The 22,298-nt window shown below is 71.0% G+C and carries 21 protein-coding genes; 14 read left to right on the top strand and 7 right to left on the bottom strand.

The window, feature by feature from the left end; genetic code table 11:
* The first annotated feature begins 314 nt into the window (after window positions 1-314).
* The 3 genes from OG496_RS14885 to mtnB are packed head-to-tail and all read left to right on the top strand — an operon-like array spanning window position 315 to window position 2,241.
* On the top strand, window positions 315-914 hold the full coding sequence (locus OG496_RS14885; RefSeq protein WP_327405262.1) for a cupin: 600 nt from the start codon (window positions 315-317) through the stop codon (window positions 912-914).
* Entirely contained in the window at window positions 911-1,636 is a 726-nt protein-coding gene (gene mtnC, locus OG496_RS14890; RefSeq protein ID WP_405971183.1) for an acireductone synthase, read from the top strand. Before OG496_RS14885 ends, mtnC begins: the two co-directional genes overlap by 4 nt.
* The gene (mtnB, locus tag OG496_RS14895) at window positions 1,633-2,241 is read left to right on the top strand and encodes a methylthioribulose 1-phosphate dehydratase (protein ID WP_405971184.1); all 609 of its coding nucleotides are present in this window, start codon (window positions 1,633-1,635) and stop codon (window positions 2,239-2,241) included. Before mtnC ends, mtnB begins: the two co-directional genes overlap by 4 nt.
* 43 nt (window positions 2,242-2,284) lie before the next feature.
* Here mtnB and mtnA read toward each other — a convergent pair whose 3' ends face one another.
* The gene (gene mtnA / locus OG496_RS14900; protein WP_405971185.1) at window positions 2,285-3,316 is read right to left on the bottom strand and encodes an S-methyl-5-thioribose-1-phosphate isomerase; all 1,032 of its coding nucleotides are present in this window, start codon (window positions 3,314-3,316) and stop codon (window positions 2,285-2,287) included.
* Window positions 3,317-3,625: 309 nt separating this feature from the next.
* Between mtnA and OG496_RS14905 the strand changes: the two genes are divergently transcribed.
* From OG496_RS14905 to OG496_RS14940, 8 genes are all read left to right on the top strand, one after another.
* Complete coding sequence (locus OG496_RS14905; protein WP_317770026.1) at window positions 3,626-4,678, top strand: BMP family ABC transporter substrate-binding protein; 1,053 nt, start codon at window positions 3,626-3,628, stop codon at window positions 4,676-4,678.
* Window positions 4,659-6,182, top strand: a complete 1,524-nt coding sequence (locus OG496_RS14910) for an ABC transporter ATP-binding protein (RefSeq protein WP_405971186.1) — start codon at window positions 4,659-4,661, stop codon at window positions 6,180-6,182. The genes OG496_RS14905 and OG496_RS14910 overlap by 20 nt, the downstream gene beginning before the upstream one ends.
* Before the next feature lies 1 nt (window position 6,183).
* A complete protein-coding gene (locus OG496_RS14915; RefSeq protein WP_405971187.1) occupies window positions 6,184-7,251 on the top strand; it encodes an ABC transporter permease in 1,068 nt (355 codons plus the stop codon).
* Window positions 7,251-8,123: an ABC transporter permease gene (locus tag OG496_RS14920; RefSeq protein WP_405971188.1), complete on the top strand. Its 873-nt coding sequence runs from the start codon at window positions 7,251-7,253 to the stop codon at window positions 8,121-8,123. Before OG496_RS14915 ends, OG496_RS14920 begins: the two co-directional genes overlap by 1 nt.
* Window positions 8,120-8,878: a nucleoside phosphorylase gene (locus OG496_RS14925; protein ID WP_366495653.1), complete on the top strand. Its 759-nt coding sequence runs from the start codon at window positions 8,120-8,122 to the stop codon at window positions 8,876-8,878. The genes OG496_RS14920 and OG496_RS14925 overlap by 4 nt, the downstream gene beginning before the upstream one ends.
* A gap of 5 nt (window positions 8,879-8,883) precedes the next feature.
* Window positions 8,884-10,179, top strand: a complete 1,296-nt coding sequence (locus tag OG496_RS14930; RefSeq protein WP_405976628.1) for an amidohydrolase — start codon at window positions 8,884-8,886, stop codon at window positions 10,177-10,179.
* 85 nt (window positions 10,180-10,264) lie between these two features.
* On the top strand, window positions 10,265-10,936 hold the full coding sequence (locus tag OG496_RS14935; RefSeq protein ID WP_033283704.1) for a FadR/GntR family transcriptional regulator: 672 nt from the start codon (window positions 10,265-10,267) through the stop codon (window positions 10,934-10,936).
* Between the two features lie 198 nt (window positions 10,937-11,134).
* The gene (locus OG496_RS14940; RefSeq protein WP_366495654.1) at window positions 11,135-12,136 is read left to right on the top strand and encodes a PAC2 family protein; all 1,002 of its coding nucleotides are present in this window, start codon (window positions 11,135-11,137) and stop codon (window positions 12,134-12,136) included.
* Window positions 12,137-12,214: 78 nt separating this feature from the next.
* On the opposite strand, the gene mshC is transcribed toward OG496_RS14940, so the two are convergent.
* From mshC to OG496_RS14960, 4 genes are all read right to left on the bottom strand, one after another.
* Complete coding sequence (gene mshC / locus OG496_RS14945) at window positions 12,215-13,444, bottom strand: cysteine--1-D-myo-inosityl 2-amino-2-deoxy-alpha-D-glucopyranoside ligase (protein ID WP_366495655.1); 1,230 nt, start codon at window positions 13,442-13,444, stop codon at window positions 12,215-12,217.
* A 94-nt stretch (window positions 13,445-13,538) separates the two neighbouring features.
* Window positions 13,539-14,357 (bottom strand): SCO1664 family protein, encoded by an 819-nt coding sequence (locus OG496_RS14950; protein WP_366495656.1) that lies wholly within the window; start codon window positions 14,355-14,357, stop codon window positions 13,539-13,541.
* Complete coding sequence (locus OG496_RS14955; RefSeq protein WP_399397342.1) at window positions 14,321-14,911, bottom strand: DUF3090 domain-containing protein; 591 nt, start codon at window positions 14,909-14,911, stop codon at window positions 14,321-14,323. Before OG496_RS14955 ends, OG496_RS14950 begins: the two co-directional genes overlap by 37 nt.
* Window positions 14,912-14,986: 75 nt before the next feature.
* Window positions 14,987-15,673 carry a histidine phosphatase family protein gene (locus tag OG496_RS14960; RefSeq protein WP_399397344.1) on the bottom strand — a complete coding sequence of 229 codons (687 nt, stop codon included), beginning with the start codon at window positions 15,671-15,673 and terminating at the stop codon, window positions 14,987-14,989.
* Window positions 15,674-15,735: 62 nt separating this feature from the next.
* On the opposite strand from OG496_RS14960, the gene corA reads away from it, so the two are divergent.
* A complete protein-coding gene (gene corA, locus OG496_RS14965; protein ID WP_405971189.1) occupies window positions 15,736-16,734 on the top strand; it encodes a magnesium/cobalt transporter CorA in 999 nt (332 codons plus the stop codon).
* Window positions 16,735-16,737: 3 nt separating this feature from the next.
* On the opposite strand, the gene OG496_RS14970 is transcribed toward corA, so the two are convergent.
* Both OG496_RS14970 and OG496_RS14975 read right to left on the bottom strand, forming a co-directional pair.
* Complete coding sequence (locus OG496_RS14970) at window positions 16,738-17,526, bottom strand: ferritin-like domain-containing protein (RefSeq protein ID WP_405971190.1); 789 nt, start codon at window positions 17,524-17,526, stop codon at window positions 16,738-16,740.
* Window positions 17,527-17,762: 236 nt separating this feature from the next.
* Window positions 17,763-18,818 carry an LLM class F420-dependent oxidoreductase gene (locus OG496_RS14975; protein WP_366499317.1) on the bottom strand — a complete coding sequence of 352 codons (1,056 nt, stop codon included), beginning with the start codon at window positions 18,816-18,818 and terminating at the stop codon, window positions 17,763-17,765.
* A gap of 186 nt (window positions 18,819-19,004) precedes the next feature.
* On the opposite strand from OG496_RS14975, the gene OG496_RS14980 reads away from it, so the two are divergent.
* Both OG496_RS14980 and OG496_RS14985 read left to right on the top strand, forming a co-directional pair.
* Window positions 19,005-19,988, top strand: a complete 984-nt coding sequence (locus OG496_RS14980; protein ID WP_366499316.1) for an aldo/keto reductase — start codon at window positions 19,005-19,007, stop codon at window positions 19,986-19,988.
* Window positions 19,985-22,288, top strand: coding sequence for a helix-hairpin-helix domain-containing protein (locus OG496_RS14985; protein WP_405971191.1), 2,304 nt, complete (start codon window positions 19,985-19,987; stop codon window positions 22,286-22,288). Before OG496_RS14980 ends, OG496_RS14985 begins: the two co-directional genes overlap by 4 nt.
* Window positions 22,289-22,298 lie beyond the last annotated feature (10 nt).

Below are 22,298 nucleotides of genomic sequence, written 5' to 3' on the forward strand. Positions count from 1 at the left end.
TTTTCGGCCATTGGTCAAAGGGATGGAAGCGGTTTCTCAACAGATGAGACAACGACTACGTCACACCCGGTCCGTTCACCGGCGGCGGTTACCATCACGGGACCGGCTCCCGACCCGGCACAGTGAGGCCCCGATGAAGACACCGCGCGTGACGACACCCCCCATGAGCTGCATGCGGTGCTGTCCCGACGTGCGCTGTCCGGGCTGACCGGCTGTCCGCCGCCGTCGCTCGCCGCCCCCCGGCTTCCCCTCCCCCACCCGTCCGGTGCTCGTCCCAGCATCCGGACATCCCTCCCACCTTTCGGAGTTGTTCCATGACGCTGCTCACCACCTGGGCCGAGTCCGGCCCCGAGACCCTCGTGCGCCGTACCGCCGACCCCGTCGAGATCGCCGCCGCCCTCGCCCCGATCGGTGTGCGCTTCGAGCAGTGGCCGATCCGCGAGGACGTCCCGGCCGACGCCGACAGCGACACCGTCTTCGCCGCCTACGGCCCGGAGATCGACAAGCTCAACGCCGAAGAGGGCTTCACCACCGTCGACGTCCTCGGCCTGCACCCCAGCGACGACCCGGAGTATCCGGCGAAGGCCGCGGGCGCCCGCGCGAAGTTCCTCCAGGAGCACACGCACGACGACGATGACGAGGTCCGCTTCTTCGTCTCCGGCTCGGGCATCTTCTACCTGCACGTCAACGGCGAAGTGAACGCCGTCTACTGCGAGAAGGGCGACCTGATCGGCGTCCCGCGCGGCACCACCCACTGGTTCGACATGGGCACCGAGCCGGCCTTCACCGCGATCCGCTTCTTCCACGAGGAGGACGGCTGGGTCGGCAACTTCACCGGCTCGACCATCGCCTCGCGCTTCCCCGACTACGACACGATCCACGCGGGCTTCCAGCAGGACAAGGCCGCCGCGTGACCTTGCAGTTCACCGTGGACGCCGTGGTGCTCGACATCGAGGGCACCACGAGCGCCACGGGTTTCGTCGTCGACGTGCTCTACCCGTACTCCCGCTCGCGCTTCGCCGCCCTGCTCACCGAGCGGGCCGACGACCCCGCCGTGGCCCGGGCGATCACGCAGGTCCGCGAGCTGACGGGCGACCCGCACGCCGACGCCGTACAGATCGAGAAGACGCTCAACACCTGGCTCGACGAGGACCGCAAGGCCACCCCCCTCAAGACCCTCCAGGGCATCATCTGGTCCGAGGGCTTCGCCCGCGGCGACCTCGTCTCGCACTTCTACGACGACGTCGTACCGGCCCTGCGCACCTGGCACACGGCGGGCCTGCGGCTCTACGTCTACTCGTCCGGCTCGGTGGCCGCGCAGCGCGCCTGGTTCACGTCCAGCCCGGAGGGCGACCTCCTGCCACTGGTCTCCGGTCTCTACGACACGGAGAACGCCGGCCCCAAGCAGGAGCCGGAGTCGTACCGTCGTATCGCGGACGCGACCGGCGTCGAGCCGTCCCGGCTGCTCTTCCTCTCCGACCGGCCCGGCGAGCTGGACGCGGCCGTGTCCGCGGGCTGGCACGCGGTGGGCGTACGGCGGCCGGGCGAACCGTATTTCGAGCAAGGCGTCGGCGACCACGCGCAGGCGGGGGCGTTCGACGAGATCGGCATCACCAGTTCAAGGAGCACCACGTGACCACCGAGATCAGTGACCTCGACCTGAAGGAGGCGGGGGCTCAACTCGCCGCCGAGTCCGCCCGGTTCGCCTCGTTCGGCTGGATGAGGGGGACCTCCGGGAACCTGTCCGTGGTGGTGGGCCGGGATCCGCTGCGGCTGGCGGTGACGGCAAGCGGGCACGACAAGGGTGAACTGACGCCTGCGGATGTGGTGTTGGTGGACGGGAACGGTGCGGCCGTCCGGGGTGGGAAGCCGTCCGCCGAGGCCGAACTGCACGCCCGCGTCGCCGCGTTGACCGGTGCGGGTGCGGTGGTGCACGTGCACACCGTGGCATCCGTTGCGATGGGGCGGCGTGAGCCGGGCGGGATCATCTTCAAGGACGTGGAGATGCTCAAGGGTGTGGGTCAGCCCGCGCACGATGTCGAGGTGACCCTGCCCGTCATCGCCAACAGCCAGGACATGAAGGTGCTGGGCGACCGCCTGGAGGCGGCCCGGGACCCTCGGATGCCGGCGGTGGTCGTGGCTGGGCACGGGTTGTATGTGTGGGGTGCGGATGCGTGGCAGGCGCGGCATCACACCGAAGTGGTGGAGTGGCTGCTGGAGTTGGAACTCACGCAGCGCTGATCCGAGAGTCGAAGGGACCCCTGTTTTCAGGGGTCCCTTTCTGCTACTTCAGCCGGTCACCGGGGAGTTCACCGGCCGATACCTCCAACACGCCCCGCTCCGTGACCAGTCCGGTCACCAAGCGGCCCGGGGTGACGTCGAAGGCGGGGTTGTGGCCGCGCGACTCCGCCGGAGCCGTTCGTACGCCCGCCCACTCCAACACCTCGGCCTCGCCGCGGAGTTCGATGTGGATGTCGTCGCCGGTCTCGGTGGAGAGGTCGACGGTGGTCGTCGGGGCCGCCACCAGGAACGGGATACCGGCGTCCGCGCAGGCCAGGGCCACGCCGACCGTGCCGACCTTGTTCGCGGTGTCGCCGTTGGCCGCGATGCGGTCGGCGCCGACGATGGCCGCGTCGACCTCGCCGCGCAGGATGGTGCCGGCGGCGGCGCCGTCGGCCTGGACGTAATGCGGGATGCCTTCCTGGACCAACTCCCAGGCGGTCAGGCGTGATCCCTGGAGCAGGGGGCGCGTCTCGTCGGCGTAGACGACCTCCACCAGCCCGCGCGCGTGCAGTTCGCGGATGACGCCGAGCGCGGTGCCCCAGCCGGCGGTCGCCAGCGCGCCCGTGTTGCAGTGCGTCAGGAGCCTCAACGGCCGCTCCACGCCCACCTTCTGGACCAGCCAGTCGGCGCCGAACGCGCCCATCGCGCGGTTGGCGGCGACGTCCTCGCGCTGGACGGCGGCGGCCTCCTCCAGCACCGCGTCGAGGCCCTCGTCGAAGCGGGTCATGACCCGGTCCACGCACACCATGAGGTTGACCGCGGTGGGGCGGGCCTCGCGGACGCGGGCGACAGCCGCGCGCGTCTCGGCCTCGGTCCAGCCCTTCCGCTCGCCCTCGACGATCGCGATCGCGACGCCGTACGCGCCCGCCGCCCCGATCGCGGGTGCGCCGCGCACCACGAGGCGCTGGATCGCGTCGACCAGAGTGTCCACATCGTGGACATCCACCGTCTCGTTGCGATGCGGGAGCAGGGTCTGGTCGATGAGCGCGAGTCCGGTTCCGGTCCAGTCGACCGCACGCAATTCCTGGGACATAACGGGACACTCCTGCTGTTCCGATGGTGTCGGACACCGTACATGACCTGGAAGAACCACAGTTCGAGACAGTCGAGCGGGTGTCTCAAAACGAATGTTAAAGTCCAGCACCCGCAGCCCGAAGGCCGAGACGAAGGAGGACGTGTGCTGCTGACCATGCGCCGTTTCCTCGATCACGGCCGCTGCGCGAGCGACTGCTGTCGACGCTGACCTGTCCCTCTCGCGTCCACCCCTCGTCTCCTCCCGTCTCACCATCTGGTCGCACGCGCTCCCGCCAGAGCGCGCCTTGCCGTACCCCGGAAGGTCCCCATGCTCCGCAGATCACGTCGTACGCTCCAGCTCGTCGCCGCCACCACGCTCATGGTCACCGCCGCCACCGCCTGCAACGCCGCCGCGAAGACCGACGCCTCGGACAGTGCGAGCGGCGGCAGCGGGAAGTCGTTCACGCTGGTCACGCCGGACGCTGTCGGGCAGAACGAGTTCCTGAAGCTCGCCGTCACCGGTGTGAAGGCCGCGGCTAAGACGCACGACGGCACGGAGAAGGTCTACGAGTCGACGGACACCGCGTCCCAGCAGCAGAACGTGCAGGCCGCCGTGGACGCGAGCCCGAGCGTGATCGTGCTGGTCGGTTTCGAGTTCGCGGACCTCGTGGCGCAGCAGGCGAAGGCGCACCCGAAGCAGCAGTTCCTGATGATCGACGCGTGCACGACGAAGACGTTCACGAACGTCACCTGCGCCGTGTTCCGTGAGCACGAGGGTGTCTATCTCGCGGGCGCCGAGGCCGGGTTGCTCAGCAAGAGCGGCAAGGTCGGCGCGGTGGACGTGCTCGACACTCCCCAATTCCGGCGCTACAGCGACCCGTTCGCGGCCGGTGCCAAGAAGGTCGCCGCCAAGACGTCCGCGTCGACGCGCTTCGTCGGCGGCCAGTCCCCGTTCGACGACTCGGCGCGCGCCAAGGAGCAGGCCAACTCCCTTCTCTCCAAGGGCACCGACCAGATCATGGCGGCCGCTGCGGCCGGCAACTACGGCGTCTTCGAGGCCGCGAAGGCCAAGGGCGCGTTCGCGTACGGCGTCGACGTCAACCAGTGCGTCTCCTCCCCCGGCACGGTCGTCGACAACGTGATCAAGAAGACGGACGTCGCCGTGGAGAAGGGCGTCGAGCAGGTCCTCGCGGGCAAGACGGGCACCTCCGTGTCGTACGGCCTGAAGGAGGGCGGCATCAGCCTGACCGGCCTTGAGGCGGGCGTCGACTCGTCGAAGTGCGTGATCGCCCAGCACAAGGACGTCCTCACGAAGGTGAAGGCGCTGCGCGACCAGATCGTCTCCGGAAAGCTCAAGGTCGATGACCCGGCCGCCAGTTGACCCGGCGGTCGAGCTCCGGGGAATCACCAAACGGTTCCCCGGCACGCTCGCCAACGACTCCGTCGACCTGACCGTCCACCGCGGCGAGATCCACGCCCTCATGGGCGAGAACGGCGCCGGCAAGTCCACCCTCATGTCGATCCTCTACGGCATGGAGCGCGCCGACGCCGGGTCCATCCGGATCGACGGGCGCGAGGTGTCGTTCGGCGACCCGAGCGCCGCGATGGCCGCCGGGCTCGGCATGGTCCACCAGAGTTTCAAGCTGTTCGACTCGCTGACGGTCGCCGAGAACGTCGTCTACGCCGCCGAGCCGCGCCGCTTCGGCCTGGTGGACCGGGCCGCCGCCCGCCGCCGGGTGCGTGAGCTGGCCGAGGAGCACGGGCTCGCCGTCGATCCGGACGCCCGGGTCGGCGAGCTGCCGGTCGGGCTGCGCCAGCGCGTGGAGATCCTGAAGCTGCTGCATCGCGGTGCCCGCACGCTGATCCTGGACGAGCCGACCGCCGTGCTCACCCCGGCCGAGGCGGACGCCCTGTTCGCGGTCCTCAAGTCGCTGGCTGCGCAGGGTCGTACGGTGATCCTTGTCACCCACAAGCTGCGCGAGGTCCTCGAAGGCAGCGACAACGTGACCGTGCTCCGGGACGGCCGGGTGGTCGCCCGCCTGGTCACCGCGGACACCTCCGCCGACGAGATCGCCGCCGCGATGACCGGCCGCGCGGTCGACCTGGACCGCGTGCACGCGCCCGGGGCACCCGGTGACGTGGTCCTGGACGTGAGAGACCTCACCACGGACGCCGTCCACGATATGGGACTCACCGTCCACGCCGGGGAGATCGTCGGTATCGCGGGCGTCGCGGGCAACGGCCAGAGCGAGCTGATCGAGGCCCTGGCCGGGCTACGGCCGGTCGCCTCCGGACAGGTGAGTCTCAAGGGGCGGGACATCACCCACGTCTCCGCCACCGAGCGCCGTGCGCAAGGCCTCGCCTACGTCCCCGAGGACCGGCACGCGGTCGGTACGGCACCGGCGGCGTCCGTCGCGGACAACCTCACGATGGGCCATCACCGAACATCCCTGTCCACCAAGGGACTTCTGCCGCCCGCGGCCGTACGCGCCCACGCCGGGCGGCTGATCGAGCGGTTCGGCATCAAGGCGGCCGCCCCCGAGGTGCCCGCCTCCGCACTGTCCGGCGGCAATCTGCAGAAGCTGCTGATCGGCCGCGAACTCGCCCACGAGGCACCGCTGTTGCTCGTCGAGCAGCCCACGCGCGGGGTCGACATCGGCGCCATCCAGAACATCCACGACCAGATCGTCGCCTACCGCGACGCCGGTCACGCCGTCCTCCTCGTCTCCGCCGAACTGAGCGAGATCCGGGGCCTCGCGGACCGGGTCCTGGTCATGTACGAGGGCCGGGTCACGGCGACGTACACGAAGGACGAGGCGGACGAACGGGCACTGGGACTCGCCATGGCGGGCGGAGCCGTAGTACCGACGGAGGCCGTCGACTGACATGACGCACACTCAGATACCGCGCATATCAGGGGTGTTGCGCTCCCCCATCACCTTCTCCGTGCTCGCGGGCCTGGTCATCGGCGCCCTGTTCCTCGTCGGCACCGGCGCGGACCCGTTCACGGCGTACGGCGCCGTCCTCACCGGCTCGCTCGGCGCCGACGGCATCGGCTCCACGCTGAGCACCGGCACCAGCGTGCTCGGCATGGCGCTCGCGCTGGCGATCCCGCTGCGCGCCGGGCTGATCAACCTCGGCGGCGACGGACAGATGGTCCTCGGCGGCATCACGGCGGCCGTGACCGGGCTGTACTCCCCGCTACCAGCGCCCCTGACCGTCGTACTGGCACTGCTCGCGGGCATGGCGGCCGGCGCCGCGTACGCCGCGCTGGCCGCCCTGTGCGAGAACCGCCTCGGTGTTCCCCTGCTGGTCAGCAGCCTGCTGCTGAGTTACCCGGCGGTCTCGCTCGCCTCCTACCTGGCGCGCTACCCGCTCAAGGAACCCGGCTCCAGCCTCCCGCAGACCCGGGCGATGCCGGACGGCGTGACGCTGCCCGCGTTCGGCGACTCGACGGTCACCATCGGGCTCATCCTCGTCGTCCTCGCGGCGGCCGCCTACTGGTTCACCGACAAGCGCACGGCTTTCGGCTACGAGATCCGCATGACCGGCCTCAACTCCCGCTTCGCCGCCTACGCGGGTGTCGAACGCCGGGGCCTGACCCTCAAGTTGATGTCCGTCTCCGGCGCGTTGGCCGGACTCGTGGGCGCCATAGGGGTGTTGAGCTTCCCGTACCGCTTCGTCGACGGCTCGCTCACCGCACCCGGCTACACCTGGACGGGACTTACAGCGGCCCTGCTCGCCACCGCGGCGCCGCTCGGCACGGTCATCGCCTCCTTCTTCTTCGCCGTCCTCTCGGTCGGCGGCCTGGCGATGGAGCGGACGACCGAGGTGCCGCGCGAACTGACACAGGTTCTCCAGGCCATCGTGATCGTCTTCCTGGCGGCCCGACTGCGCTTCCCGACGAAGTGGTTGAGATTCGGCAGGCGTACTCAGGAAAGCGAGGCCGTCTGATGTTCTTCGACTCCGATCTGCTGATGTCGGCGCTGCGCGCGCTGACCCCGATCCTGCTGGCCGCGCTCGGCGGTGCCCTGTGCGAGCGTGCGGGCGTCTTCAACATCGGCCTCGAAGGCATGATGCTGATGGGCTGCTTCACGTCGGTGGCCACGAGTTGGTTCACGGGCAGCGCCTGGCTCGGCGTCCTGGCGGCGGCTCTCGCGGCGTCCGCCTACTCCCTCATCCTGGCCGTCGGCGCGGTAACTCTGCGCGGGGACGCGGTGGTTCTCGGAATCGCCATGAATCTCCTGGCAGTTGGCCTGACCAGCTTCCTGCTGCGTACGGTCTTCGGTGTGCAGGGCACTTTCGACGATCCGTCACTCGCCGGGCTGCCGTTGGTCGGTGGCTTCACCCCGCTCGCGTATCTGGCGTTCGTCGCGGTCGCGGTGGCCGCGCTGATGCTGTCCCGGCATGTGTGGGGGCTGCGGCTGCGCGGGGTCGGCGAGGCGCCGGACGCGGCGGCCACGCTGGGAGTGAGTCCGGCGAAGTACAAGTACGCGGCCGTGCTGATCTCGGGTGTCCTGTGCGGGCTCGCGGGTGCCCAACTCGCGCTCGGCAACGTCACGTTGTTCTCCGAGAACATGACGGCCGGCCGGGGCTGGATCGCCGTCGTCGCGGTCATGCTCGGCCGCGCGGCACCCGTCGGTGTGCTGCTCGCCGCGCTGCTCTTCGGTCTCGCCGAGGCCGCCGGCTTCCGCCTCCAGGGCGTCGGCCTGCCCCAACAGGCCACCGACGCCGCGCCGTACGTCGTGACGCTCGTCGCCCTCTTCCTCTCGACGGCCCGCCGCCGTCGCCGTACCGCCAACTCCCCTTCCGGAGCCACCACATGACGCAGGACCTGCTGCCCATCACCCGCATACCGCGCACCGGACTTCCGGTGCACGCGGTCGTCGTCGGCGACCCGGCGCGCGCCGCCGCCGTCGCCGCGCTGCTCGACGGCGCCGAGGAGGTGTCGTACCACCGCGAATACCGTGTGTTCAGCGGGAGTTGGAAGGGCCTGCCGGTCACCGTCGCCTCGCACGGGGTGGGCGGGCCGGGCGCGATCCTGCTGTTCCAGGAACTGGCGGACGCGGGGGTCCGCACCTTCCTGCGCTTCGGCACGGCGGGCGCTATGAAGCCCGGCATCGGCGACGGCGACCTCGTCATCGCGGAGGCGGCCGTACGGGACGACGGCGTCACCCAGCAACTCCTCCCGCCGGAGTACCCGGCCGTCTCCTCCCCCGAGGCCGTCCTCGCGCTCCAGCGGGCCGCCCGCGAGGCCGACGCCCCGCACCACCGCGGCATCGTGTGGACCCGCGCGGCCTTCCAGCCCGGCCTCCTCCCCCTCTTCTCCTACGACGGCGCCGGGCTCGCGGCGATCGAGATGGAGCTGTCGGCGCTGCTGGTGACGGCCTCGCTGCGCGGTCTTGTCGCGGGCGGGGTGCTGGTCGTCGATGGCGCCAACGCCGATGAACTCGTCGACGAGGACGCCACCGGCGGGTACGACCCGCACCGGGAGGTCGTCGCGGCCGGTGTCGAGCGGGGTGCGGTCGTTTCCCTGGAGGCGCTCCGACTGCTCGCGGAGGCCGAGGAGTTGACGGCGTGAGCACCTTGAGCATCGACCTGTTGGTGCACGGCGGTGACGTCCTCACCGTCGACGAGGCCGGAACTGTCGTACGGGACGGGGCAGTTGCCGTCCACGAGGGTGAGATCGTCGCCGTAGGACCGGCCGAGGAGCTGACAACTCGGTTCACAGCGGCGGAGTCCATTGACGCCTCGGGCTGCCTCGTGCTGCCCGGGCTGATCAACACGCACACGCATCTCGCGATGACGCTGCTGCGCGGTCGCGCCGACGACGTCACTCTCCAGGGCTTCCTGGAGCGGGTCTTGAAGTGGGAGGCCGAGCTGCTGACGCCGAAGAACGTGGCGGCGGCGGTGCGGCTCGCGGTGGCCGAGAGCGTGCGGGCCGGGGTGACGTCGGCGCTCGACATGTACTGGTTCCACGAGGCGGCCGAGCAGGCGGCCCGCGAGACGGGCTGGCGACTGCACACCGGGCCCACCTTCATGGACGTACCGGAGCCGCCGGACCGTATCGCCTACGAGGACCGACTGGACTGGGCGCGAAGGGACTTGGCGGCCCGGAGCCCAGCACGCCCCGGTCTGCGCCCGGTCCTGTTCGCGCACTCGACCTACACTCTCGCCCCCGACCAGCTGGTCGACATCGCCGCCCTGGCACGGGAGTTCGGGGCGCTGCTGCACATCCACGCGGCGGAGAACCCGACCGAGGTCGCGACCGTCGAGGTCAAGTACGGCAAACGCCCTGTGGAGTTGCTCGACTCGCTCGGGCTGCTCGGTCCCGATCTGCTGCTCGCGCACGCCGTGGACCTGACCGGCCCGGAGATCGCGGCACTGGCCCGCACGGGCACCTCGGTGGCCCACTGTCCGGTGTCCAACCTGAAGTTGGGCTGCGGAATCGCGCCGGTGCCAAGGCTGTTGAGCGCGGGCGTCACCGTCGGCCTGGGCACGGACGGCGCCGTCAGCTCCAACACGCTGGACGTGCTGGGCGCCGTACGGCAGGCGGCTCTCGTCCACAAGGCGGGCGGCGACCCCACGGCGGTCGGCGCCGAACAGGCCGTACGGATGGCGACGATCGAAGGCGCGCGGGCGCTGGGCCTGGGTGATCACCTGGGTTCGCTGGAGACCGGGAAGCGGGCCGATCTCGTCGTGCTCGGCCTGGACTCGCCGCATCTGCGGCCGCTGCACGACCCGTGGTCGACGCTCGCGTACGCGGCGCACGGGGCGGACGTACGGGACACGGTCGTCGACGGACGGGTGCTGATGCGGAACCGGACACTCGCCACGCTGGACGAGGAAACCGTGCTCGCGGAGCTCGAAGCACTTGCCTGAGCTGTGGATTTCCCTCCCGTTCAGCCCACTGAACCCCCATAATGCACGTGATACATCGGATGTCTGAGCAACAGGGAGGCCGGCCATGGCAGTCACCGATGAGGCGATCGAGAAAATCAAGGGAATGATCGTCTCCGGCGCGCTGCGTCCCGGGGACCGGCTGCCCAAGGAGAGCGAACTCGCGGCCGAACTGGGCCTGTCCCGCAACTCCCTGCGGGAGGCCGTGCGCGCCCTGTCCCTGATCCGCATCCTGGACGTGCGGCAGGGCGACGGCACGTACGTCACGAGCCTCGATCCTCAACTCCTGCTGGAGGCGCTGAGTTTCGTCGTCGACTTCCACCGCGACGACACGGTCCTCGAATTCCTGGCCGTACGGCGGATTCTGGAGCCGGCGGCCACGGGGATGGCGGCGCTGCGGATCAGCGAGCAGCAACTGGACGCGCTCTCCGCCCAGTTGGACGCGCTGGGCGGCGCCCCCTCGGTGGAGGAACTGGTCGCGTGCGACCTGGAGTTCCATCGGGGCATCGTGCAGAGCTCCGGCAACTCGGTGCTCTGCTCGCTCCTCGACGGCCTGTCCGGGCCGACCACGCGGGCCCGGATCTGGCGCGGGCTGACCCAGGAGGACGCGGTCAGCCGGACGCTGCACGAGCACCGGGCGATCCTGGGCGCGCTGCGCGACCGGGACGCGGAGGCCGCACGCTCGTGGGCGACGGTCCACATCGCGAGCGTGGAGCAGTGGCTGCGTTCGACCCTGTGATCGAGTGATGCGCCTCATTGATCCATCGGAGGAGTGACCGGCCGGGACGGGTCCGCACAGGATCGCGATCTTGTGTGTCCGACCGTCCCGGACGGGGCAGGCATGGGTTCACTCCCCCGTGCAAGGGGGCTGCGGGCGCCCCCGTCGGACGCCGTAAGGTTGGGGCGTACGCGAGGGCAGATCGGAAGGAGGCGCTGGGTGATCGAGCTGGAGGGGGTTCCCGAGCTGATCGACCCAGTGATGGTGGCCGCGTTCGAGGGCTGGAACGACGCCGGCGACGCCGCCTCCACCGCGGTCGCGCACTTGGACAGGGAGTGGAAGGGCGAGGTGTTCGCGGCGCTGGACGCCGAGGACTACTACGACTTCCAGGTCAACCGGCCCACGGTGTGGATGGACGCCGGCGTGCGAAAGATCACATGGCCGACAACCCGCCTCTCGGTGGTCCGGGTCGGTGGCGAGAAGCCGCGCGATCTCGTACTCGTCCGAGGTATCGAACCGTCGATGCGCTGGCGCTCGTTCTGCAACGAACTGCTGGGCTTCGCGCACGAGTTGGGCGTGGAGCTGGTGGTGATCCTGGGCGCGCTGCTCGGTGACACCCCGCACACACGTCCGGTGCCGATCAGCGGGACCACGTCGGACTCGGACCTGGCGCAGCGGATGGACCTGGAGGAGACCAAGTACGAGGGTCCCACCGGGATCGTCGGCATCCTCCAGGAGGCGTGCACGCACGCGGGCGTACCGGCCGTGTCGCTGTGGGCGGCGGTGCCGCACTACGTGTCGCAGCCGCCCAACCCGAAGGCCACCCTGGCGCTGCTCAACCGCCTGGAGGACCTGATCGACGTCCGCATCCCGCTGGGCGAGTTGCCCGAGGACGCGCGCGCCTGGCAGGTCGGCGTGGACCAGCTGGCCGCCGAGGACAGCGAGGTCGCCGAGTACGTGCAGACGCTGGAGGAGGCCCGCGACACCGCGGAGCTGCCGGAGGCGTCGGGCGAGGCGATCGCACGTGAGTTCGAACGCTATCTGCGGAGGCGTGACGGCGGTGGCAACCCGACGCCCGGTGGTCACGCCACGGCGGACGGCAGCGACAGCGCGACGTATCTCCGCGACAACCCCGGTGGCCGTACGAAGCCGCAGAGACCGGCGAAGCCGGACACGGAGCCGGAGGCCGACGCGGACGACGAGGACTCCTCCGAGGAGTGAGTCCGCCGTTCGACAGCGCACAGAACAGGGGCGGTTCCTCCCACCCGGGAGGAACCGCCCCTGTTCTGTGCGCTGTCGCTACAGGGCCACGCCCAACAGGGCGTCCACGGCACGGGACACGACGCCGGGGGCACCCTCGTCGCTGCCGCCCCGGTCCCGCTGGAGAGCCGCCCAGCGGTCGACCGCGGCGAGCGCGGCCGGGGCGTCCAGGTCGTTCGCGAGGGCTTCGCGCATCTCCTCGACGAGCGTCACGGCGGAGGGGCCGTCGGGCCGTGAGACGGCGGCACGCCACCGCCCGAGCCGGGCGACCGCGTCCGCGAGCACCCCGTCGGTCCACTCCCAGTCGGAGCGGTAGTGGTGGGCGAGCAGGGCGAGCCGGATGGCGGCCGGGTCGACGCCCTCGCGGCGCAGCGCGGAGACGAAGACGAGGTTGCCCCGGGACTTCGACATCTTCTCGCCGTCGAGGCCGACCATGCCGGCGTGGACGTACGCCTTGGCCATGGGGAACTCGCCGGTCAGCACCTGGGCGTGCGAGGCGCCCATCTCGTGGTGCGGGAAGGCGAGGTCGGAGCCGCCGCCCTGCACGTCGAAGCCCATGCCGAGGTGGTCCAGGGCGATGGCCACGCACTCGATGTGCCAGCCGGGGCGCCCGCGGCCCAACGAGCCGCCGTCCCAGCTCGGTTCGCCCTCGCGGGCGGCCATCCAGAGCATCGGGTCGAGCGGGTTCTTCTTGCCCGGGCGGTCCGGGTCGCCGCCGCGCTCGGCGGACAGCAGCCGCATCGCGGCCGCGTCGAGGTTCGAGACCTTGCCGAAGTTGGGGTCGGACCCGACGGAGAAGTAGGTGTCGCCTTCGAGTTCGTAGGCGGCACCGGCGTCCCTGAGGCGCTCGACGAGCGGCACGATGCCGGGTATCGCCTCGACCGCGCCGATGTACTGCTTCGGGGGCAGCATGCGCAGCGCGGTCATGTCCTCGCGGAAGAGCGCGGTCTCCTTCTCGGCGAGGGCGACCCAGTCGACGCCGTCGCGCTCGGCGCGCTCCAGGAGCGGGTCGTCGACGTCGGTCACGTTCTGGACGTAGTGAACCTGCCGCTTGGTGTCGAGCCACACGCGCTGCACGAGGTCGAACGCGTTGTAGGTCGCCGCGTGCCCCATGTGGGTGGCGTCGTACGGCGTGATGCCGCACACGTAGATACGGGCGACGGGACCGGTGTCAGGGGTGACCAGACCGCCGGTCGCGGTGTCGTGGATCCGGAGGTCGCGGCCCTTGCCGGGAAGGGCGGGGACCTCAGAAGCGGGCCAGGCATACATGTCATGAGCGTAACCGGACAGATGTTTCGCATACGAACCGGACCAGGCCGGACGACCGGTAAGGCGCTCTTGCGCAACCTTGATCGCCGTGCTGCTACACGGGCGGCCACGGAATGGCCGGCCACTCCCCACTCGGCTCGGGATGCTTCCCGTCCGCGAGCAACGCGTCGACCCGCGCGCGCGTGGCGTCGAGTTCTACGTCGGTGATCAGCTCGGCGAGCTTCGTGGCGAGCCCGCCGCCGTCTCTCAGCGCCTCCCTGAGCGCCTGGAGGACGTCGACCGCCTCCGGAGTGAGCGGCTCGCCCGCCCAGCCCCACAGGAGGGTGCGCAGCTTGTTCTCGGCGTTGAAGGTGACACCGTGGTCGATACCGTAAAGGCGCCCCTCGTCGGCGGGCAGCAGATGACCGCCCTTGCGGTCGGCGTTGTTGATGACGGCGTCGAGGACGGCGAGCCGGCGCAGCCGCTCGTCGTCGGCGTGCACCAGGAGGGCCGTCTTCCCCTCGCCGACCTCGGCGAAGCCGATGGCCTTCCAGCCCGGCTCGGGCTCCTCGGCGTCGACCAGGGCGAGCAGTTCGGACTCGGGCGCCGTCTCGATCCACAGCTGGCACATGCCCTCGCCGTGCGGCCCGTCGCGCAGCACGGTGGTCGGCACGAGGCCCCAGCCGGTCGCCTCGGAGACCTCATAGGCGGCGACCTCGCGCTGGGCGAGATTGCCGTCGGGGAAGTCCCACAGAGGGCGCTCCCCGGCGACGGGTTTGTACACGCAGGACGCCTCGCGGCCCTCGTACGTCACGGAGCAGAACAGCACCGCGTTCGAGGCCTCGCGGATGCGTCCGCGTACTTTCAGCTCACCCTTGGCGAGCAGCTCGGCCGTGGTCACGCTCCGCGGCGGTATCCGTTCTGGCGCGGACATACGTGTCCTTCCGGGTCGAGCGGGAGGCTGCACAGCGGGCAGGGCGGACGGCCGGCGTTGACGACCTCCAGGGCCCGCTTGGCGAAGGCGCGGGCCTGGGCTCCGGTGAGGCGGACCCGCAGCATCGGGGGGCCGTTCTCCTCATCCTGGAGCAGGCGCTCCTCGGCCTCGGCGAGGTCCTCGTCGGTGTCGGCGTCGAGTTCGACGAGGGCCTGCGCCTCGACGATCATGCGCTGCTCCTCACCGTCCCAGGCGAGCGCCATGGTGCCGACGCGGAACTCCTCCTCGACGGGGGTCTCCAGCGGGCGGGTGTCGGAGATCTCGGTGGGGGTGACGGCCGGGACGGCCGCGCTGCCGCCACTGCGCCGTACGACCTCGTCCAGAAGCTCGTCCATGCGCTCGGCGAGCGCGGCGACCTGCGTCTTCTCCAGGGCCACGCTGGTCACCCGAGGACCGGAGGCGGCCTGGAGGAAGAACGTACGGCGCCCGGGCAGACCGACCGTGCCGGCTACGAAGCGGTCCGGCGGGTCGTAGAGGTACACCTGACGGGACACGTCCTGTCTCCATTGGAATCGACTGCTGACAAGTGCGGCGCTACTGCGACCGCTTCACCCTACTGCGGCCGACGATCACGGTGCGCCCGCGCCGCCCCCGACCGTGGCGTCGTCGCCCGGGGGCTCCTCGCGCGGCGCCAGGGAGGCGAGATCACCGGTTTCTCCGAGCCGTACGAGATAGGGCCTGAGACGGGTGTAACGGATCGCGGTGATGGAACACGGTTCTACGGAGATCCGCTGGAAGAGGTCCAGATGAAGTCCGAGTGCGTCCGCGACAAGGGACTTGATGATGTCGCCGTGCGAGCACATGAGGTAGACGGCGTGGGCGCCGTGATCGCGCTCCACGCGCGCGTTCCACTCGCGTACGGCCTCGGCCGCGCGGGTCTGCATCGCGCGCATCGACTCGCCGCCGGGGAACGCGGCGGCCGAGGGGTGCGACTGGACGACCTCCATCAGGGGCTCGTCCTGGAGTTCGGCGAGCTTGCGGCCGGACCAGTCGCCGTAGTGGCACTCCCCGATCCGCTCCTCGGTGTGCGGCCGCAGCTCGGGACGGGCGTCGAGGAGGGGCTGGAGGGTCTCCTGGCAGCGTTGCAGCGGGCTGGTGACGACCTCGGCGATCGGCAGCGCGGCGAGCCGTCCGGGGAGCGCGGCGGCCTGGGCGTTCCCGCGCTCGTCGAGGGCGACACCGGGCGTCCAGCCGGCGAGCACTCCCCCGGTGTTGGCGGTCGAACGTCCGTGCCGGACAAGGATCAACGTGGGCATGCCGCCAAGGGTAGGCGCACGCCCGGGTGCGGCTTCGGCCGGACGGCGGGAGAATACGCACCGTGATCGTCGACTACGCCATCTACCGTGACGGACGCCGGGCGGAGGGGCCCGGCGACTTCTCCGACGGCCTGGACCACTGCCGTCGCGTGGGTGACGCCTTCGTCTGGATCGGCCTCTACGAGCCCACGGAGAAGGAGTTCGACCGCGTCACCCAGGAGTTCGCCCTGCACCCGCTGGCCGTCGAGGACGCTCTGACCGCGCATCAACGCCCCAAGCTGGAGGTCTACGACGACTCGCTGTTCGTGGTCCTCAAGCCCGTGGGCTACGAGGCGGACAGCGACGTGGTCACCTCCGGCGAGGTCATGGTCTTCGTGGGCGACTCCTTCGTAGTGACCGTCCGGCACGGCGAGGAGGCCCCGCTGGCGGCCGTACGGCACCGGCTTGAGGAGGAGCCGGAGATGCTGCGGCACGGGCCCACGGCTGTGCTGTACTCGATCGCGGACGCCGTGGTCGACCACTACGTGGACGTGGCGGGCGAGTTGCAGACCGACCTGGAGGAGCTGGAGGCGGCGGTGTTCTCGCCGACCGGCGGCGGCTCGCGGACCACGGCGTCGCGGATCTACGACTTCAAGCGGCAGATCCTGGAGTTCCGCCGCGCCACCGGACCGCTCGCGCAGCCCCTGGCCCGGCTCGCGGGCGTCGGGCTCGCCGGGGACCGGGTGCCGTTCGTGAACGACAAGTCGCGGCCGTTCTTCCGTGACGTGAACGACCACCTGATGAAGGTCAACGAGTCCGTGGAGGGCCTGGACCGGCTGGTCTCGGACGTCCTGTCGGCGCATCTCGCGCAGACCGGCGTCCGGCAGAACGACGACATGCGGAAGATCTCCGGCTGGGCCGCCATGGCCGCGGTCCCCACGATGATCGCGGGGATCTACGGCATGAACTTCGACCACATGCCGGAGCTGCACTGGCTGTGGGGGTACCCGGCGGTGATCCTGCTGATGGCCGCCCTGGAGGTGCTGCTGTACCGGACGTTCAAGCGGCGCGGGTGGCTGTGACCCTCATGCGAACTCGGGTGCCGCGGTGGCCGGTCCGCCGAGGGCGTCGCGCCGTTCCGGCATCCTCAGGGACACCATCCGCCGCCAGCCGCCGAGCCGTTCGTACGCGTACACGGCGTGGATGCCCGCGGCGAGCGCGGCCGACTTGGCCCGCGGCCAGCCGAGGACGCGTCCCATGTGGGCCGTCACCGCGAGGCTGACGTCCCGGTAGATCCGGATCTCCGCCAACGCGCAATCCCGCAGCGTCCGTTGGATGGCACGGCCGTGTCCGGCGGCCGCGAAGCGCAGCAACTCCTCGTGGCAGTAGGCGAGGTGGTTGTCCTCGTCGTTCGAGATCATCCGTACCGCGCGGCCGAGGTCGGGGTGGTCGGCGAAGTGCCTGCGCAGCAGGTCCATCTGCTCGGAGGCGCGCTGTTCGGTGACCCGGCTGTGCGCGAGGTAGGTGACGACGTCCTGGACGGTCAGCGCCGTCTCGCCCTTGAGCTTCTCGTGCGCGAGACCGATGCCGTGCCGCTCCAGGAGCATCGTGTAGTCGGTGTCGGCGGGCACCCGGACGGGGGCGAGGCCGCGCTTCTTTAGAAGGGCGTTGAAAATGCGCCCGTGCTTGTCCTCGTCGGCGCCGTGCCGGCTGATCTTGGGGGCGAGGTCGCGTTCGGCCGACGGGACGAGCACGGCGATGCGCCCGTTCTCCCAGCCGCCCTGGGACTCGCCGCTGGCCGCGATGGAGCAGAACAGCCGGAACGACTCGTCGTTGTCGAGGATCTCCTGGAACAGGCTCTTGGCCGACAGCATCTGAACGCACCTCCATGCAGGATTCCGCCGCATTCCGCAAAGAACGAGTCAAATGCGACGTCAGAGGTGCTGCAACAGCAGTGTCGGACAACTCCGCCAAAAGGAGGACTACGGATGTCCCGTCGAGGGCGTAACCGCACGGGCCGCCACGCGTTGTTCCCCGTGACGGCCGTGGCGGGGAAGACCCCCCGAGCCCCCACCACGGCCGTAGAAAACTTCCGTACGGCAGAGCCGCGTCACGCGAGACCCGCGCGCTCCAGTGCCTCGGTTCCGGCGCGGAGGGCGGCGATCCGCTCCTCCAGGGTCCAGCCCGCCGGGGAGAGCGTCAGGGTGGTGACACCGGCCGCCGCGTACTCCTTCATCCGGTCCGCGATGCGGTCCACGGAACCTAGCAGCGCCGTCTTGTCGATCAGGTCGTGCGGGATGGCGGCCGCGGCGCCTTCCTTGTCGCCGGCCAGGTACTTGTCCTGGATCTCGGCGGCGGCCGCCTCGAAGCCCATGCGCTGGGCCAGCTTGTTGTAGAAGTTCTGCTGCCGACTGCCCATGCCGCCGACGTACAGCGCGGTGTACGGGCGGAAGGTGTCGGCGAGCTTCTCGACGTCCTTGTCCTCGCCGAAGGCGAGCGGGACCGTCGGGACGATGTCGAAGCCTTCGAGGGTCTTCCCCGCCTTCTCGCGCCCGGCCCGCAGGTGCCTGATGGCGGTGTCCTCCAGGTGCTCGGCGGACGGGAAGATGAGCAGCGCTCCGTCGGCGATCTCGCCGGTCTGCTCCAGGTTCTTCGGGCCGATCGCCGCGATGTAGAGCGGGATGTGCTCGCGCTCCGGGTGCACGGTCAGCTTGAGGGGCTTGCCCGGGCCGCCGGGCAGCGGCAGCGTCCAGTGCTCGCCGTCGTACGACAGGCGCTCGCGGGTCATCGCCTTCCGGACGATCTCGACGTACTCACGCGTGCGTGCCAGCGGCTTGTCGAACTTGACGCCGTACCAGCCCTCGGAGACCTGCGGGCCCGAGACGCCGATACCGAGGCGGAAGCGGCCGCCGGAGAGGGAGTCGAGGGTCGCGGCGGTCATCGCGGTCATCGCGGGCTGGCGGGCCGGGATCTGGAAGATGGCCGAGCCGACGTCGATGCGCTCGGTCTGCGCGGCGACCCAGGTGAGCACCGTGGCCGCGTCGGAGCCGTAGGCCTCGGCGGCCCAGCACACCGAGTAGCCGAGCCGGTCGGCCTCCTGCGCCACGGCGAGATTGTCGCCGTCCATTCCGGCACCCCAGTAGCCGAGGTTGATCCCGAGCTGCATGGCAGACCCCTTACCGATCAGTAACGTCGCTGTTGTGCCGACCCTAGCGCGCGGCGGTCCGGGCGGACAGGACGGGTGCCGGTGAGTGATCACGGAGCGTGCCGTGCGAGGGACTGTGGATCATCGTGGAAATCGGTTATCCACAGGCCACCACACCGCAGGTTCAGGCCAGTAATCTCGGCGTTCATGGAGCAGAGGCATCTCGGCCGTACCGGCCTTCGTGTGTCCCGGATCGGACTCGGCACCCTCACGTGGGGGCGCGACACCGACGAGCATGACGCCGCGGACCTCTTGAAGGCGTTCTGGGAGGCCGGCGGCACCCTCGTCGACACGGCGGACGTGTACGGCGACGGGGAGGCCGAGTACCTGCTCGGACAGCTCATAGAGGGGCTCGTGCCGCGCCGGGACCTGGTCATCTCGACGAAGGCGGGGAGCGTACCCGACCCCGACCGCCGCTTCGACGGCTCGCGCGGTCATCTGCTCGCCGCGCTGGACGCCTCGCTGGCCCGCCTCGGCACGGACTACGTCGACGTGTGGCACATCCACGGCTTCGACCCGTTCACCCCGCTGGAGGAGACGCTCCAGGCCCTGGACCTGGCGGTCAGCAGCGGGCGGGCGCGCTACGCGGGCGTCTCGAACTACTGCGGCTGGCAGCTGGCCAAGGCGGCGACCTGGCAGTTGGCGGCACCGGGCACGCGCACGCGGCTGGCGAGCACGCAGCTGGAGTACTCGCTGCTGCAGCGCGGCGTGGAGCGCGAGGTGCTGCCGGCCGCGCTCGACCTGGGCATCGGGCTGCTGCCCTCCTCGCCGCTCGGGCGCGGGGTCCTCACCGGCAAGTACCGGCACGCGACCCCGGCCGACTCGCGCGGCGCCTCGGAGCACATGGCGCCCTTCGTCGCGCCGTACCTCGACGACACGGCGACCCGCATCGTGGACGCGGTGACCATCGCCGCGGACGGGCTCGCCGTGACGCCCCTCCAGGTCGCCCTCGCCTGGGTCCGCGACCGGCCCGGGGTGGCCGCCCCGATCGTCGGCGCGCGCAACGCGCACCAGCTCACGGCCGCATTGTCAGTGGAGGCCCTTAGTCTTCCTGACGAGATCTGCCGAGCGCTCGACGATGTGTCGGCGCCTCTGCACCGCTATCCCGATCACGACTGGAGCACGCTGTGAGCACGGACCCGGAGACCACGGAGACCTCGCCGGCCGAGGACACGGGCACGGACGCCGGGGAGGGCGCCGAGGGCGCGGGGCAGGATGTGACCGCGGACGCCGAGGGAGGCGCCGAGGGCACGACTCCTGAGGGCACCGAGAGCACCGGTGAGGACCCGGCCGCAGAAGACACCGACGGCACCGACGGCACCGGTGAGGTCAAGGCCGAGGCCGCCGCTCCCGAACTGTCCGAGGCCGCCGCCGAGTTGCTGGCCCAGAAACTGGAGCGGGAGCGGATCGAGCGGCGGAAGGCGGAGAAGGCCGGGCCCATCGTGGCCGGGACCAAGCTCAGCGGTACGGCCGCCGATCTGCTCGCGGCGGTACGGGCCGTGGAGAGAGGCGAGAAGCCCGTGACCACCCCCCTCGCCAAGCCGGAACCCACCCCGCGCCGGCCCGCCGCCCCGGAAGCGGTGCGACAGCCACAGCCTGTCCCGACCGAGCCCGGCGCCCCCGCGACCGAGACCGTCGAGTCCGTACGGCTCGTGCTGGCCGAGGGCGGTGCGCCCGAGACGCTCGCGGCCCAGGTCGCGGCGGCGCTCGGCGAGGGCGGGGACGACCAACTCCGCGAGGACCCTTGGCAGTTGCTGCGGGTCCCGGGGGTACGGCCCGAGCAGGCCGACGGGTTCGCGCGGGCGCTGCTCGGTGCCGAGTACGCGCCGGACGACGAGCGGCGGGGACGCGCGGTCATCGGCTGGCTCCTGGAGCAGGCGGCTCTGGCCGGGCATACGGCCCTGGAGGCATCGGCGTTGACGGCCGCGCTGGCCAAGCAGGGCGTGCCCGACCCGGACGCGGCGACGCAGGACGCCATCGCCGAGGGTGAAGTGCTGGTCTTCCAGGACGCGTTGGACGAGCCCGCGGTCCCGGTGCAGCGCACGGACGACGCGTCCGACGAGGACACGGAGGCCGAGGAGCGTCCGGTCCGCGTGCTGATCGGCCTGGAGCGGTACGCGCTCGCCGAGGAGAGCCTCGCCGAGGGATTCGCCAAGCTGATCAACTCGGTGCCGAAGGAGGACGGTTCGGCGGCGGACTGGGAGCGGGCCGGTGCCGCCAAGGGGTCCACCGGCGAGCTGATCCGCGCGGTCGCGGGACACGGCCTGGTCCTCCACACCGGCGGGGAGGCGTCCCTGGAGGAACCGGCGGCACTGCTCCGCGCGGCGGCGGGTTTCGGGCTGCGCGCCTGGGCCGCCACCCACAGTCCGGTGGGCCGGGACCGGTTCGCCGCGTTGCTGGCAGGGTCGGCTGCGGGTACCGCGTCCGGCGAGCCGGAGGGCGGCGCGCCGGACAGCCCCGCCCCGGATGACGGCGCCCGTGCCGCCACCGTCGCCGGACTGCTGTCCGGTGCCGAAGGCCCTGGGCGGGACGCGGACGGTGCCCTGGACCTCGATCTGCTCGTCGTGCTCGACGCGCCTCAACTGGACGTCGAGACGGCGGCGTTGGTCAGTGAGTCGCTGCCGGACGGGGCTCGGCTGATGCTGGCCGGGGATCCGGCGGTGTTGTGGTCGGCGGGTGCCGGGCGGGTCTTCGCGGATCTGCTCGCGTCGAAGGCCTGCCCCCAGGTCGTCTCACGGCGGCCTGACCTCGGTCCCGTGGGCGAACTGGTCTCGGGCATCGGCATCGGTGAGCTGAACCAGGTGGAAGCCCCGGGCAAGGAAGTCGTGATCGTGCCGGTGCGGGACGCCGGTGAGGCCGTGCACCGGACCGTGCAGCTCGTCGCCGACTCGGTGCCGCGCGTGATCGGCGTCCCGGCCGAGCAGACGGTGGTGATCACGCCGGGCCACGGCGGCGCGGCCGGCACCCGTGCCCTCAACGTGGCACTGAAGGAGCGACTCAACCCCGGCCCCGGCCGCTTCGGCGGCTTCGACCCCGGCGACCGGATCGCCTACTCCCCCGCCCCGGGCCGTACGGTTCCCGGCCGGGTGGTGAACGCCGACGCCGAGGGGCTGCACCTGGCCTGCGCCGGCGGCCCCGTCGTCGTACCGAAGGAGCGGGTCGAGCAGTCCGTGCGGCACGGGTGGGCGCTGACCGCGCACCAGGCCGTGGGGGTGCGGTGGCCCGCGGTGGTCGTGGTGCTGCCCGGGGACGCGGCGCAGGCGCTCAACCGGCCGTGGGTGTACACGGCGTTCAGCCGGGCCGACCGTCATCTGTCCGTGGTGCACGGCGTGGACCAGGCGCTGCCCCGGGCCGTCGCCGAGGTCCCGGCCAAGCCGCGCACGACCCGGTTGCAGGTGCTGCTGCGGCCGCAGGTCCCGGCGGGGGTCTGAGCCCGGACGA

Source organism: Streptomyces sp. NBC_00988 (genome assembly GCF_045162645.1).
Taxonomy (GTDB): Bacteria; Actinomycetota; Actinomycetes; order Streptomycetales; family Streptomycetaceae; genus Streptomyces.